This is a genomic window from Amycolatopsis tolypomycina (assembly GCF_900105945.1).
In the GTDB taxonomy this organism is placed as follows: Bacteria; Actinomycetota; Actinomycetes; order Mycobacteriales; family Pseudonocardiaceae; genus Amycolatopsis; species Amycolatopsis tolypomycina.
In genome coordinates, this window is sequence record NZ_FNSO01000004.1 from 2,730,317 (window position 1) to 2,742,538 (window position 12,222).

Here is a 12,222-nt window from a genome sequence, read left to right on the forward strand (position 1 = left end):
GGACCACGGCCGGATAGGGACGAATTCCGCCGGGGCGAGTGACTTTGTGCTCCGGTGCCGGCTCGGCGCACCCCGCGACCATGACTGTGGCGGAGCACCCCGCTCCGCGACGAGGAGTGACGGCGATGACCGCGGCCCTGACCACCGAGCAGATCGGCGTGCTGGCTCGCGCCGTGAGCCGCGCCCCTTCGGTGCACAACAGCCAGCCGTGGCAGCTGCTGATCCGCGGCACCGAGGTCGACCTGATCGAGCGCCGGGAGGTCGAACTCCGCCGCCACGACCCGCTCGGCCGGGACCGCGTGCTCTCCTGCGGCGCCGCACTGACCAACCTCGAACTCGCTGTCCGCGCGCTCGGCCGGGACTGCCACGTCGACCTGAGAGCCGACGGCGACGTCGTGGCCACGGTAACGATCGGCCGCCCACGCGCCACCTCTGCCCGGGACTACGCGCTGTACCAGGCAATCGGCCGCCGCCGCAGTCACCGGCACCGGTTCTTCCACAACCGCGTGCCGACGGACGTGTGCCGCGCGCTGGCCGCCGCCGGCGAGACGACGGGTGTCCACGTCAACGTCCCCGGACCGCTGGACAAGCTGGCCGAGCTCCTCGGCTTCGCCACGCGCGTCCTCCGCGACGATCGCGGCTACCAACGCGAGCTGGCGGTGTGGACCACCCACACCCACGGGTGGGACGCCCACGGCGACGGAGTCGCCGAGGAGGCGCTCAGCCCGGAAGCCCTGCCGGTCGCCGGGCTCGTCCGTACCGGTACCCCGGTTCCGGACGACGCCGTGCTCGCCGATCGGCTCGCCGCGGAGAACCTGCTGATCATCTGCACCGACGGCGACGCCCGGGCCGACCACCTCGCCGCCGGTGCGGCGCTGCAACGCGTCTGGCTCACCGCGGCGGCCAAGGCCCTGGTGGGCTCGGTCATCACCCAGCCGCTGCACCTCACCGGCGTCCGGGCGCGGCTCGTCTCCGAGCTGGCCTTGCCCGGCGTCCCTCAGGCGATCTTCCGCTTCGGCTACCCGGCTGTCCCCGCTGCACCCTCACCACGGCTCCCACTCGGCGAGCTGTTCCGGCCTCCAGGAGGAACCCGATGACCTACGTACGCGACCTGGCCGAAATCCGGCTCACCGACGACGAGACCGTCGGGGGCAAGGGCGCGAACCTCGGCGAGCTGATCTCCGCCGGGTTCCCCGTGCCGGGCGGCTTCGTCATCTCCCGCGACGGCTACTGGGCCGCGCTGGAGAAGGCCGGCGTCCGGGCTGAAGTCGCCGATCTGCACGCCAAGGCCCTGGCCAATGTGGACGACGCCGAGTTGCTGGCGGAGCACTGTGACCGCATCCGCGACCTGGTCCGGTTGGCCGGCCTCACTGGCGACCTGCGGGAGGAGATCGCGCAGGCCTACCGCGGACTCGGCTCGGCGACGCCGGTCGCGATCCGGTCCTCGGCCACCGGCGAGGACGGCGCCGAAGCCTCGTTCGCCGGGATGAACGCGACCTACACCAACATCTGGGGCGACCACGCCGTCGCCGAGCACGTGGTGGACTGCTGGACATCGTTGTTCAGCCCGCGGGTCGTCAGCTACCGCGCCAGCCGCGGGTTCACCGGCGAACCGGCGATCGCGGTCGTCGTGCAGCGCATGATCCGCTCCGAGCGCTCCGGCGTCATCTTCACCGCCGACCCGCGCACCGGCGACCGTGACCGCGTCGTCGTCGAAGCGGTGTTCGGCCAGGGCGAGGCGATCGTCAGCGGCGCCGTCGAGCCCGACACCTACGTCGTCGGCAAGCAGGACCTGCTGATCCTGTCGGTGCGGATCGGCAGGCAGACCCACAAGATCGTCGCGGACGAGGGCGGCGGCGACGTCACCATCCAGCTGCCGGAGCCCGCGGGTGGGCGGCGCGTGCTGAGCGAGACCGTCGTGCTCGAGCTGGCCCGGATGGCCTCCCGCGTGGAGGAGCACTACGGCGTGCCGCAGGACATCGAGTTCGCCATCGCCGACAGCGAGATCTTCCTGGTGCAGTCCCGGCCGATCACCACGCTGCCGCCGCTCACCCCGGCGAGCACGGTCGCGCTCGTCACGGGACTCGGCGCGTCGCCGGGCGAGGGCAGCGGCGCGGTCCGCGTGCTGCACGACCCCGTCGAAGCCAAGCACCTGCGCGACGGCGAGATCCTGGTCGCCCCGATGACCAACCCGGACTGGGTGCCCGCCATCCGCCGCGCCGCCGCGGTGGTCACCGACGGCGGTGGCATGACCTGCCACGCCGCCGTGGTCGCTCGTGAACTCGGCGTGCCGGCCGTGGTCGGTACCGGCGACGCCACCCGCGTCCTGGTCGACCGCAGCCTGGTCACCGTCGACGGCACCCAGGGCGAGGTCCGGCCGGGCGCGGCCAAGAAGGCACCCGCGCACACCGCGCCCGTCGCCGCCCCGGTCGCGCCCGAAGCGATCGGCACCAAGCTCTACGTCAACCTCGCGATGCCGGAACACGCCGAAGAGGTCGCCGCGCAGGCGGTCGACGGCGTCGGCCTGCTGCGCGCGGAGTTCCTGCTCACCGAGGCGCTCGGCGGCCGGCATCCGCGCGACCTGCTCGCCAAGGGCGATGAGCGGTCCTTTGTGGACAATATGGCGGAGTCGCTTTTGAAGATCACCAAGCCGTTCGGCACCCGCCCGGTCGTCTACCGCGCCACCGACCTGCGCACCAACGAGTTCCGCGGGCTGGCCGGCGGCGAGGAGTTCGAGCCGGTGGAGAGCAACCCGATGATCGGCTACCGCGGCTGCTACCGGTACGTGCGCGAGCGCGACCTGTTCGCCCTTGAACTGGAAACCCTGGCGCGGGTCCGCGAGCACACGCCGAACCTGCACCTGATGATCCCGTTCGTGCGCACGAAGTGGGAGCTGGAGGAGTGCTTGGAGCTGGTCGACGCGAGCCCGCTCGGCCGGCAGCGCGGCCTGCACCGCTGGGTGATGGCCGAGGTGCCCTCGGTCGTGCACTGGCTGGGCGAGTACGCCGGGATGGGTATCGACGGCGTCTCCATCGGCAGCAACGACCTCACGCAGCTGATGCTGGGTGTCGACCGCGACTCGGGCCAGTGCGCGGAGCTGTTCGACGAAGCCGACCCGGCGGTGCTCGACGCGATCGAGCGGATCATCCGCGTCGCCCGGCACCGCGGCATCACCTCGTCGCTGTGCGGCCAGGCGCCGTCCACCAAGCCCGGCTTCGCCGAGCACCTGGTGCGCTTCGGCATCACGTCGATCTCGGTCAACCCCGACGTCATCGGCCCGGCCCGCGCGGCGATCGCGTCGGCCGAGCGGCGGATCCTGCTGGAAGCCACCCGATGAGCGCGGCGATCGAGATCCGCGGCCTGCGGAAGTCCTTCGGCCACACCGTGGCGCTCGACGGGCTCGACCTGACCGTCGAAACCGGCGAGGTGCACGGCTTTCTCGGGCCCAACGGGGCCGGGAAGACCACGACGCTCCGGCTGCTGCTGGGCCTGCTGCGGGCCGACGGCGGCGAGCTGCGGCTGCTCGGCGGAGACCCCTGGCGCGACGCCGTGGCGCTGCACCGGCGCCTGGCGTACGTGCCGGGGGAGGTGTCGCTGTGGCCGAACCTGACCGGCGGTGAGGTCATCGACCTGCTCGGCCGGCTGCGCGGCGGCCTCGACCCGGTCCGCCGTGCGCGGTACCTGGACCGGTTCGAGCTCGACCCGCGGGTCAAAGGCCGCGCGTACTCGAAGGGCAACCGGCAGAAGGTCGCCGTGGTCGCCGCGCTCGCGTCGGACGTCGAGCTGCTCCTGCTCGACGAACCGACCGCGGGACTGGACCCGCTGATGGAGGAGACCTTCCGGGAGTGCGTCCGCGAGGAACGCGAGCGCGGCCGCACGATCCTGCTGTCCAGCCACATCCTGTCCGAGGCCGAGGCCCTGTGCGACCGCGTCAGCATCATCCGCGCCGGGAAGCTGGTGGACGCGGGCAGCCTCGACGACCTGCGCCACCTCACCCGCACGACGATCACCGCCCGGCTCTCGGGTGCTTCGGACGGCCTCGCGAGGCTGCCCGGGGTGCACGACTTCGCCGTGGACGGCTCCGACGTCCGGCTGACCGTCGACACCGCCGCGCTGTCCCCGGTGCTGGCCGCGCTCGGCCAGTGCGGTGTGCACAGCCTGGTCAGCCGGCCGCCGACGCTCGAAGAGCTGTTCCTGCGGCACTACCGCAGCGAGCCGGTGGCGGTGCCGGCATGAGCGGCACCTTCACCGGCACTGGCGCGCTGATCCGGCTGGCCCTGCGCCGCGACCGGATCCGGCTGCCGGCCTGGATCGTCGTGTTCGCGGCGACGGCGGCGTCCGCGGCGGCCGCCACCATGGCCGTCTACCCGACGGCAGCCGACCTGCACGCGGCGGCGGCGAGCATCAACGGGGTGCCGTCCCTGCGGGCCCTGTACGGGCCGGTGCACGAGCCGACCCTCGGCGCGACCTCGGTGTTCAAGCTGACCGCGTTCGGTGCCGCCCTGGTCGGACTGGTGATGATCTTCACCGCGGTCCGGCACACCCGGGCCGAGGAGGAGGCCGGACGGCGGGAGCTGCTCGGCTCGGCCGTGGTGGGCCGGTACGCCGGGCTCGTCGCCGGGCTGGCCGTGACGGCCGGCGCGAGTGTCGTGCTCGGGGTGGCCACCGCGGCGGCCCTCGCCGCAACCGGGCTGCCGGTCACCGGCTCCTTGGCGTTCGGGCTGTGCTGGGCGGCTTCAGGCCTGGTGTTCGGCGGCGCGGCGGCGGTGACGGCCCAGCTGACCAAGAGCGCCCGATCCGCGTCGGGTCTGGCCGCGCTGGCCCTCGTCGCCGCCTACTTCCTCCGCGCGGTGGGCGATTCGGCCGGGCCGGGATGGCTCTCGTGGGTGTCGCCGATCGGGTGGAGCCAAGAGGTCCGTCCGTACGCGGGTGACGTCTGGTGGGTGCTCGTACTCCCGGCCGTCGCCGCCGCGGCGCTCGGCGGGGTTGCGATCGCGCTGGCGCGGGTCCGGGACCTCGACGCGGGCCTGCTGCCCGACCACCCGGGCCCCGCCGAGGCCGACCGGGCGCTGCGGAGCACCTGGGGCCTGGCGTGGCGGCTCAACCGCGGCACGCTCGCCGTGTGGACGAGCGCGTACGTCCTGCTCGGGCTCGTGTGCGGCAGCCTCGCCGGCAACGTCGGCTCGATGCTGACCAACTCGCAGGCCCAGGCCATGATCACCGCGCTGGGCGGCGAGAAGGGGATCTCCGATGCTTTCCTCGCGGCGGAGCTGGCGATGGCGGGCGTCATCACGTCGGCCTACGTGATCGCGGTCCTGGTCCGGTTGCGCGCCGAGGAGCGGGCCCTGCGCGTCGAGCCGCTGCTGGCCACCTCGGTGGGCCGGCGGCGGCTTCTGGGTGGCTACCTCGTCTTCGCGGCCGGGGCGCCCGCGGTGCTGCTGACCGCGCTCGGCCTGGCGGCCGGACTGACGAACGGTGCTTACCTCGGCCGGATCGGGCCCGAGGTGGCCCGGCTGGTCGGCGCCGCGCTCGCGCAGCTGCCCGCGGTCTGGGTGCTGACCGGCATCGCGACCGTCGTGTTCGGCCTGTTCGGCCGGGCGCTGACCGCGGCGTGGGTGGCGCTGGTGGCGTTCCTCCTGCTCGGCGAGTTCGGCGCGCTGCTGAAGCTCGACCAGTGGGTGCTCGACCTGTCGCCGTTCACGCACTCGCCGAAGCTGCCGGGCACGGCGGTCCAGGCAGCGCCCCTGCTCTGGCTCACCGCGTTGGGTGCCGCGCTGGTCGTGGCCGGCGTGACCGGGTTCCGCCGGCGTGACATCGCCGGTTAGCACCGCGAAGGGAGAACCGATGTCCGACGGATCCCGAGCCGCCGCGCTCAGCGCCGCCCGCCGCGCGTCCGCGCCCTACCGCACGAGCCCGTGGCCGGGGAAGTTGCACGTGACCGCGCACCACGCGTCACACGACGATCCGTTGCTGACGTTCCTGGGCGGGGCCCGGTACCTGCTGGCGGCGGCGGACACCAAACTGCTGGTCGGGTGCGGGCTGTTCGCGGGACCCGAGACGTCGTGGCGCCGCAACTTCTCGCCGTGCCCCGACGAGATGCGCACGGCCGACGCAGTGGTGTTGCCGAGCGCCGACCTCGGGCACGCCGGATTCCTGCCGCAGCTGGCCGCGGAAGGCTGGCACGGGCCGGTGTTCGCCACCCCCGGCACCGCCGCGCTGCTTCCGGTGGTGTTGTCCGATGCCGCGAAGCAGTTCGCCGAAGACGCCGGCCAGGCGTGCCCGCCGGCGCCGGGCGTCCCGCCGTTCCGGGCGGAGGACGTCACCCGTGCGCTGGCTCTGGTCCGGCCGGTCGAGTTCGGCTCGCTGCACCGGCTCGACGGCGCGGAGTTCGAGTTCGGCCGGGCCGGCGGCCGGCTGGGCGCGGCCTGGGTGCGGGTGCGGGCCGGTGGCCGTTCGGTGGTGTTCGCGGGCCCGTTGGGGGCGGCGGACCACCCGCTGCTGCGCCCGCCGGACGCCCGTCCGCGTTCCGACGTCCTGGTCCTGGCGGCACCCCACCCACCCGCCGACGGCCACCTGCCCGGCCGGTTCGCCGCCGCGGTCCGCCGCGCGGCCCGGCGGGACGGCAGCGTGGTCGTCCCGGTGTCGGTGGACGGCGGCATGGAGTCGCTTCGGGCGCTCGCGGAGACCGGGCAGCTCCCACCCCTGCCGGTGGTCCTGGACGGCGACCTCGGTCTCGAGGTCTACCGGCAGGCAGCGGCCGAGCTGCGCCGCGGCGCGCGCGTGCCGGCTCCGGAGTTGCGGCCGGAGCCTCCGGACGGACCGTCGATCGTCCTGGCCGGCCTGGCGACGGCGGACTCCGGACGCGTCCTCCAGCACCTCGCCCGGCTGCTGCCGGATCGGCGCAACGGGGTGATCCTGCTGGGGCACCCGGCGCCGGGGACACGCGCGGCGCAGCTCGCGGACGGCGCCCGCCACCTGAAGATCCACGGCCGGTACGTGCCGGTCCGCGCCGAGGTGACCGCGCTCGGCGGCACGGGCGCGTTCGCCGGCCCGGCGGAGGTCCTGGCGTGGGCGACCGCGACCCCGGCGCCGGAGACCGCGTTCGTGGCCGAGGGGGAAGCGGAACCCGCGCACGCGCTGGCGAAGGCGCTGCACGCGGAAGCGGACTGGTGCGCGGTGGTTCCCGAGGAGGGCGAACGGGTGTCGTGCTGATCACCGACCGACGGTGAGCTGCTGCAGGTGGAAGGCGAAGTGGCGGGCCGGGTACCGGTAGACGTCGGCCAGGGTCATGGAAGACCGGAAGAACGGGTCCCACCGGACGGGGAAGGCCATTTCGCGCGCGAGTTCGGCCTCGCCGGCCCGGTCCAGGCTGCGGTGCAGGGACGCGACGATGCGGGCGAACCACCAAGCGGCGAACCGCGGCCCGAGCAGCCCGCCGCCACAGGAACCGAGGTAGTTGACGAGGTGGAACGGCCGCGCGGCGGCGTCGAGCCCGGCGGCGAACCCGCGGCTCACCCGGCCGGGCAGACGGCCGGACAGGCGGACCAGGAGCAGCAGAGCGCGCGTGACCTGGTACCCGAAGACGAGGTGGAACACCAGCTGCCGGTTGGTCCACCGGGTGCCGCGAGAACGTCGGCGGAGCTCGGCGGCGGTGGCGCCCGCCACGAGGACGCGCAGGGTGGCGAGGTCACGGTCCCACTGCTCGTGCACCGCCTGGCGATCCATGGTCCGGTCCTCCGCGCCGTCGTCCGGCCGAGTTTCCCACCGGTGGACCGGCCCCGGAAGGAGGAACCCAGCTCGCCGCGGTGCGCACCCGCTACTGGAAGCCCGCACGCGGACGTGCGCGCCGGGATGGCCAACCCTGGTGCGCATCGGCTACGGCTACCCGACCCGGCTGACCGGCCGCCGTCCGGTGCCCGAGGTGCTGACCCACCGGACCACCGCGGGCTGAAGTTCAGTGGTGGACCGAGGCACGCAGGACGTCCTGGAAGGTGATCATCCCGACGACGTGCCCGCCTTCGACGACCGGCGCCGAACGCACCCCGGCGTCGGTCATCCGCCGCGCCAGCTCGCGCGCGTCGGTGTCCGCCGGCACCGCCAGGCCGCTCGTGCGCATGACCGAGCGCGCCGTGCGCGGGCCGCCGTCGAGCATCACGCCGGTGTCCGGGTCGCCGGGCGCGGCCGGCGCCCGCAGGATGTCCTCTTCGGACACCAGGCCGAGCAGCTGCCCGTCGGCGTCGACGACCGGCATCGTCGTGAACCCGTGTGCGGTCATCATCTCCGCAGCCTCTTCGAGCGTCGCCGACGGCGTCAGGGCGTAAGCCGGCGTGGTCATGATGTCGCGTGCGCGCATCGTTCGTGCTCCGTTCCTCCGGGTGCTCCGACCATCCCGCCGGGCTCCGCGGACGGCACAGGGTCCTAAGTCCCCGGCCCGCCCGCCGACGGACTCCGGTCCGGGGTCCAAGGCCTCTTCGGCGAGCCCGGGCGTCCGGTGATCCTGGAAGCGGAAGGGAAACCGAACGGGAAAGGACGCCCACCATGAACCGGATCGCGCGGATGTGGCGCACGCTGGTCCCGCGCCGGAATTCGGTGGCGCGCCCCTCGGACCGCATCCAGGGCGGGTTGCTCGCCCTCGTGGTGCTGCTCGCCCTCATCGCCTTGCCGGTCGCCGCGAGCGTCGGCTCCGAGACCTTCGTGCGCCAGCAGGCGCAGTCGGCCCAGGAGCTGGCGGAGCGCGCCTTGGTGACCGCGACCCTGCTCGCCGACGGTCCCGAACTGACGGTGAGCCCCCGCAGCGGCATCGCCGGCAACGGCGCCCCCACCGACGCGACCTGGCTGCTGCCGGACGGGACCCGCCGCGTCGGCCAGGTCGTCGCCGACCAAGGCACCCTGAAGGGGCACACCTTCGGCATCTGGGTGGACCGCGACGGCAACCCGGTGGACCCGCCGCTCAGCAGCGCCGCCGTGGTGATCGACGCCGCCGGTGTCGGGCTGGGCCTGTGGCTCGCGGCGCTGATCGTGCTGGCCGTCGCCTACCGGCTTTCGGTGTCTTCCCTCAACCGGCTCCGCTACGCCCGCTGGCAGCAGGAGTGGTGGGCCGGCCAGGACCGCAAGACCCGTTCTTGAGACGAGAAGAAGGTGAAACTGACATGACCACGGCAAACCAGGGCGACATCGTCGTCGGCGTGGACCATTCGGCGATCAGCGTGGCCGCGCTGCGCTGGGCGGTGTCCGAAGCGGCGGTGAGCGGCCGCCAGGTCGTCGCGTTGCGCGCGTGGACGTTCGAGCCGGTCTACGACCTCGGTGCGGCCGTTGCCGGCACACCGCAGACGGTCGCCGACCGCGAGCGGCGGCAGCTGGACGACGTCGTCGGCGAGGTGCGGGCCGAGCACCCGGGCGTCGCCATCCGGGCCGAGCTGGTCGAGCACTCGGCCACGGTGGCCTTGGAAGAGGCGTCGAAGACCGCGTCGATGCTCGTCCTCGGCAGCCACGGCCACAACCGGTTGCTGAAGCTGCTGGTCGGCTCGGTCGCCGAGCACTGCCTGCGCGAAGCGAGCTGCCCCGTCGTGGTGATCCCGGCACGGACGGTTCCGGAGCCGGAGAAGGACGCGACACCCGAGCCGGAGCCCGCGATCGGGTACTACCCCGGGCCGCTGCTGTGAAGGAGATCAAGATGCCCAGTCGCCGCAAAGTGGGCTCGGTGATGACGACCGAAGTGACCACCGTGGGCCCGGACACCCCGTTCAAGGCCGTGGCGCTGCTGCTGGCCACCTGGAACATCAGCGGAGCACCGGTGGTCGACGAGGACGAGAAGGTGCTCGGCGTCGTCTCCCAGGGCGATCTGCTCGAACGCGAGGCCCCGCACGGCCTGCTCAAGCCCGGTTCCCGCCAGGCGAAGCGCAAGGCCGGCGCGGCGTTCGTCGCGGACCTGATGACGGCTCCGGCGGTCGTGGTCCGCGCGGACGACGACGTCACGGTGGCGGCGAAGCTGCTCGAGGAGCACCACTTCCACCGCCTGCCGGTGGTGGACGACGAAGGCAAGCTCGTCGGCGTGGTCTCGCGCTCGGACCTGCTGCGGGTGTTCCTGCGCACCGACCGCGAGATCCGCGACGAGGTCCGGGAGGAGGTGCTGCTGCGGGAGATGGCCATGGACCCGGCGGCGCTGTACGTCTCGGTGCACAACGGCATCGTGACCCTCAACGGCACGGTCGAGCGGCAGAGCATGATCCCGGTGATCGTGGCGCTGATCCGCCGGGTCGACGGGGTCGTCGAGGTGCGCCAGACACTGCAGGCCCGGTTCGACGACCGGGACGTGTCGCCGACGCCGTCCGGGCCGGCCGGGGTGCTGAGCCGGAAACGGCCGGCCTACTGAGCCACCGGTGGAGGGGCCACCGTCCACAGCGGACGGTGGCCCCTCCGCTCGCCCGGCTACCGCCACCGCCGCCGGGTGGCGAGCAGGAGTCCCGTGCCGACGACGACCGTGAGCAGGCCGCCCAGCGCGAGCCACGTCAGTTCGACCCCGGTCGTGGCCAGGCCGGCCGGAGGAGTGGCACCGGGGCGCGGCTTCGCCACGACCGGCCCGGCCGGTGCGGGCCGGCTGCCGGGCGGTGGTGCGGCATCGGGATCCGGCTGGTCCGGGCCGGGAACGACGTACAGGCGATGCTGGTTGTAGGGGTACGGGTCGAGCCCGTTCTCCCCGTCGCGCACCACGAACTCCGGGTCGGTGTACACCAGCCGCTACGGTCCGACGACGCCGACGTCGTAGGTGTTCGCCGGGACGCGGTAAAAGGCGAAGTTGCCCTCGGCGTCGGTCACCGCGCGCGTGACGACTCTGCCGGTGACCTGGTCGCGGAGGTAGACCTTCACCCCGGGCAGCGGATCGCTCGCCGGCGAGCCGAGCACCGGCTTGTAGCGGAAGAGCCCGAGGTAACCGACAACTTTCGGAGCGAGACCGCCGGGGATCCGCGCGGTCGCCCGGACGGCGTCCGCCATCCCGTTGAGGCGAGGTGGTGCGCCGACCGAGCACCAGACGCGCAGGCTTCCCTCGGCGGCAGCCTCTTTCGTGATCCGGACGGTCAGATCGACTGCCACCCTGGCACCGGCGGGCACGGCCACTCCGGGACCCCCTTCGGCCAGGCTGCCGGCGTTCACCTGGCCGGCGGGATACGCCCAGCAGTCGGCGGCCAGGTCCGTCACCAGGGCCGGCCCCGTGTTGGTCAGGGTCATCGTGAGGTGTGCGACGTCGTTCACCCGGTACGCCCGCCGCGTGAACGCCGCGGACGCGGACAGCGCAGAGGTGATCACGGGGACGCCGCGGATCAGCACCTCGGGGTCGTTCACCCCGGTCACCTGGACAATCGGCGCGGTCAGGTACCAGTCCGCGCTGGTGAACCAGGTCGAGTACCGGCCGTCCGGCACGTCCGGGAAGGCGAAGCGCCCTGCGGTGTCCGTGACGGTGGTGCGGGAGACCTCCGAGTGTCCTCCCGAAATGTCGACCCGGACTCCGGGGAGGGCTTCGCCCGGATCCATCGTGTGGTTCCCGTTGCGATCGCCGTAGACGGTTCCCTGGTAGCTGCCGCGGACGTAGGTGATCGGCACCGAAGCGGTGCTGGTGTTGTCCGCGGGATTCGCGTCCTGCGCGCCGCCGAGCAAGGTGACCGTGACGGTGAGGACCAGCGGCCCGGATTCGGTCGTCACCAATCCGGTGAGACTGCTTTCCACCGTCTGCCCCGGTTCGATCGGCGGCAACGGTGTCCAGTAGGCGTTCGAGAGGTTGCCGGTCGAGTTGACCCTGGCCTCGGCCGCCGGGGCGGTGCCGGCGTTGGTGATCCGGGCGTGAGCGGTGATCTGCTCGTGGGCGACGTAGCCGGTCTTGTCGAACCACACCGACAACCGCAGGTCCGCCATCGCCGACGCGGCGGTGACCGGTGCGGGCGCCGCGGAGGCCGGTGTGCTGGGCTTCGGGGTGGATGCGGACGGCTCGGTGGTCGCCGGTTCGGTCCTGGACGGCCGGGAGGTCGCCGCCGGCTCCGGTCTGGACCGCACGGGCGTGGATGTCGTCGTGGGGCTCGCCTGAGTGGCGGGCGTACCGGACGTTGTGTTTTCCGCGCTTTCGGCGGCTACCGGCCCGGGCGTCCGGCTGCTCTCACCGAACGCGGGCCCCGCCGAGGCGGCGAGGCAGAGTGCGGTCACCGAGAGCACGGCTCCGGCAGACCTCGCCAA

13 protein-coding genes are annotated in these 12,222 nt (G+C 73.3%); 9 read left to right on the plus strand and 4 right to left on the minus strand.

The window, feature by feature from the left end:
- The first annotated feature begins 125 nt into the window (after positions 1–125).
- From BLW76_RS22535 to BLW76_RS22555, 5 genes are read left to right on the plus strand one after another with little or no spacing between them, the layout of a single operon-like run.
- Positions 126–1,097: an Acg family FMN-binding oxidoreductase gene (locus tag BLW76_RS22535; RefSeq protein WP_091310596.1), complete on the plus strand. Its 972-nt coding sequence runs from the start codon at positions 126–128 to the stop codon at positions 1,095–1,097.
- Entirely contained in the window at positions 1,094–3,337 is a 2,244-nt protein-coding gene (gene ppsA, locus BLW76_RS22540) for a phosphoenolpyruvate synthase (protein WP_091310599.1), read from the plus strand. Before BLW76_RS22535 ends, ppsA begins: the two co-directional genes overlap by 4 nt.
- On the plus strand, positions 3,334–4,236 hold the full coding sequence (locus tag BLW76_RS22545) for an ABC transporter ATP-binding protein (protein ID WP_091310600.1): 903 nt from the start codon (positions 3,334–3,336) through the stop codon (positions 4,234–4,236). Before ppsA ends, BLW76_RS22545 begins: the two co-directional genes overlap by 4 nt.
- Positions 4,233–5,825 (plus strand): ABC transporter permease, encoded by a 1,593-nt coding sequence (locus BLW76_RS22550; RefSeq protein ID WP_091310603.1) that lies wholly within the window; start codon positions 4,233–4,235, stop codon positions 5,823–5,825. Before BLW76_RS22545 ends, BLW76_RS22550 begins: the two co-directional genes overlap by 4 nt.
- A 19-nt stretch (positions 5,826–5,844) precedes the next feature.
- Entirely contained in the window at positions 5,845–7,212 is a 1,368-nt protein-coding gene (locus BLW76_RS22555) for an MBL fold metallo-hydrolase (protein WP_091310604.1), read from the plus strand.
- On the opposite strand, the gene BLW76_RS22560 is transcribed toward BLW76_RS22555, so the two are convergent.
- A complete protein-coding gene (locus BLW76_RS22560) occupies positions 7,213–7,725 on the minus strand; it encodes a DinB family protein (RefSeq protein WP_091310607.1) in 513 nt (170 codons plus the stop codon).
- Positions 7,726–7,954: 229 nt separating this feature from the next.
- On the minus strand, positions 7,955–8,353 hold the full coding sequence (locus BLW76_RS22565; protein ID WP_091310609.1) for a CBS domain-containing protein: 399 nt from the start codon (positions 8,351–8,353) through the stop codon (positions 7,955–7,957).
- Positions 8,354–8,538: 185 nt separating this feature from the next.
- Here BLW76_RS22565 and BLW76_RS22570 point away from each other — a divergent pair, with 185 nt between their 5' ends.
- Genes BLW76_RS22570 through BLW76_RS22580 form a run of 3 tightly spaced genes read left to right on the plus strand, consistent with a single transcriptional unit; the run spans position 8,539 to position 10,372 of the window.
- A complete protein-coding gene (locus BLW76_RS22570) occupies positions 8,539–9,126 on the plus strand; it encodes an Rv1733c family protein (RefSeq protein ID WP_091310612.1) in 588 nt (195 codons plus the stop codon).
- 23 nt (positions 9,127–9,149) lie between these two features.
- Positions 9,150–9,662: a universal stress protein gene (locus BLW76_RS22575; protein WP_091310615.1), complete on the plus strand. Its 513-nt coding sequence runs from the start codon at positions 9,150–9,152 to the stop codon at positions 9,660–9,662.
- An 11-nt stretch (positions 9,663–9,673) separates the two neighbouring features.
- Complete coding sequence (locus tag BLW76_RS22580; protein ID WP_244170271.1) at positions 9,674–10,372, plus strand: CBS domain-containing protein; 699 nt, start codon at positions 9,674–9,676, stop codon at positions 10,370–10,372.
- 56 nt (positions 10,373–10,428) lie between these two features.
- Here BLW76_RS22580 and BLW76_RS22585 read toward each other — a convergent pair whose 3' ends face one another.
- Positions 10,429–10,731 carry a hypothetical protein gene (locus tag BLW76_RS22585; RefSeq protein WP_091310620.1) on the minus strand — a complete coding sequence of 101 codons (303 nt, stop codon included), beginning with the start codon at positions 10,729–10,731 and terminating at the stop codon, positions 10,429–10,431.
- A gap of 6 nt (positions 10,732–10,737) precedes the next feature.
- Positions 10,738–11,886 carry a carboxypeptidase regulatory-like domain-containing protein gene (locus BLW76_RS22590; protein WP_167384685.1) on the minus strand — a complete coding sequence of 383 codons (1,149 nt, stop codon included), beginning with the start codon at positions 11,884–11,886 and terminating at the stop codon, positions 10,738–10,740.
- On the opposite strand from BLW76_RS22590, the gene BLW76_RS48665 reads away from it, so the two are divergent.
- Positions 11,873–12,076: a hypothetical protein gene (locus BLW76_RS48665; protein WP_167384686.1), complete on the plus strand. Its 204-nt coding sequence runs from the start codon at positions 11,873–11,875 to the stop codon at positions 12,074–12,076. The two genes, BLW76_RS22590 and BLW76_RS48665, sit on opposite strands and share 14 nt — an antisense overlap.
- Positions 12,077–12,222 lie beyond the last annotated feature (146 nt).

What these genes read in the sequence shown, in the direction of transcription:
- BLW76_RS22535 (WP_091310596.1), top strand. Translation starts at nt 126, where the DNA reads ATGACCGCGGCCCTGACCACCGAGCAGATCGGCGTGCTGGCTCGCGCC.
- ppsA (WP_091310599.1), top strand. Translation starts at nt 1,094, where the DNA reads ATGACCTACGTACGCGACCTGGCCGAAATCCGGCTCACCGACGACGAG.
- BLW76_RS22545 (WP_091310600.1), top strand. Translation starts at nt 3,334, where the DNA reads ATGAGCGCGGCGATCGAGATCCGCGGCCTGCGGAAGTCCTTCGGCCAC.
- BLW76_RS22550 (WP_091310603.1), top strand. Translation starts at nt 4,233, where the DNA reads ATGAGCGGCACCTTCACCGGCACTGGCGCGCTGATCCGGCTGGCCCTG.
- BLW76_RS22555 (WP_091310604.1), top strand. Translation starts at nt 5,845, where the DNA reads ATGTCCGACGGATCCCGAGCCGCCGCGCTCAGCGCCGCCCGCCGCGCG.
- BLW76_RS22560 (WP_091310607.1), bottom strand. Translation starts at nt 7,725, where the DNA reads ATGGATCGCCAGGCGGTGCACGAGCAGTGGGACCGTGACCTCGCCACC.
- BLW76_RS22565 (WP_091310609.1), bottom strand. Translation starts at nt 8,353, where the DNA reads ATGCGCGCACGCGACATCATGACCACGCCGGCTTACGCCCTGACGCCG.
- BLW76_RS22570 (WP_091310612.1), top strand. Translation starts at nt 8,539, where the DNA reads ATGAACCGGATCGCGCGGATGTGGCGCACGCTGGTCCCGCGCCGGAAT.
- BLW76_RS22575 (WP_091310615.1), top strand. Translation starts at nt 9,150, where the DNA reads ATGACCACGGCAAACCAGGGCGACATCGTCGTCGGCGTGGACCATTCG.
- BLW76_RS22580 (WP_244170271.1), top strand. Translation starts at nt 9,674, where the DNA reads ATGCCCAGTCGCCGCAAAGTGGGCTCGGTGATGACGACCGAAGTGACC.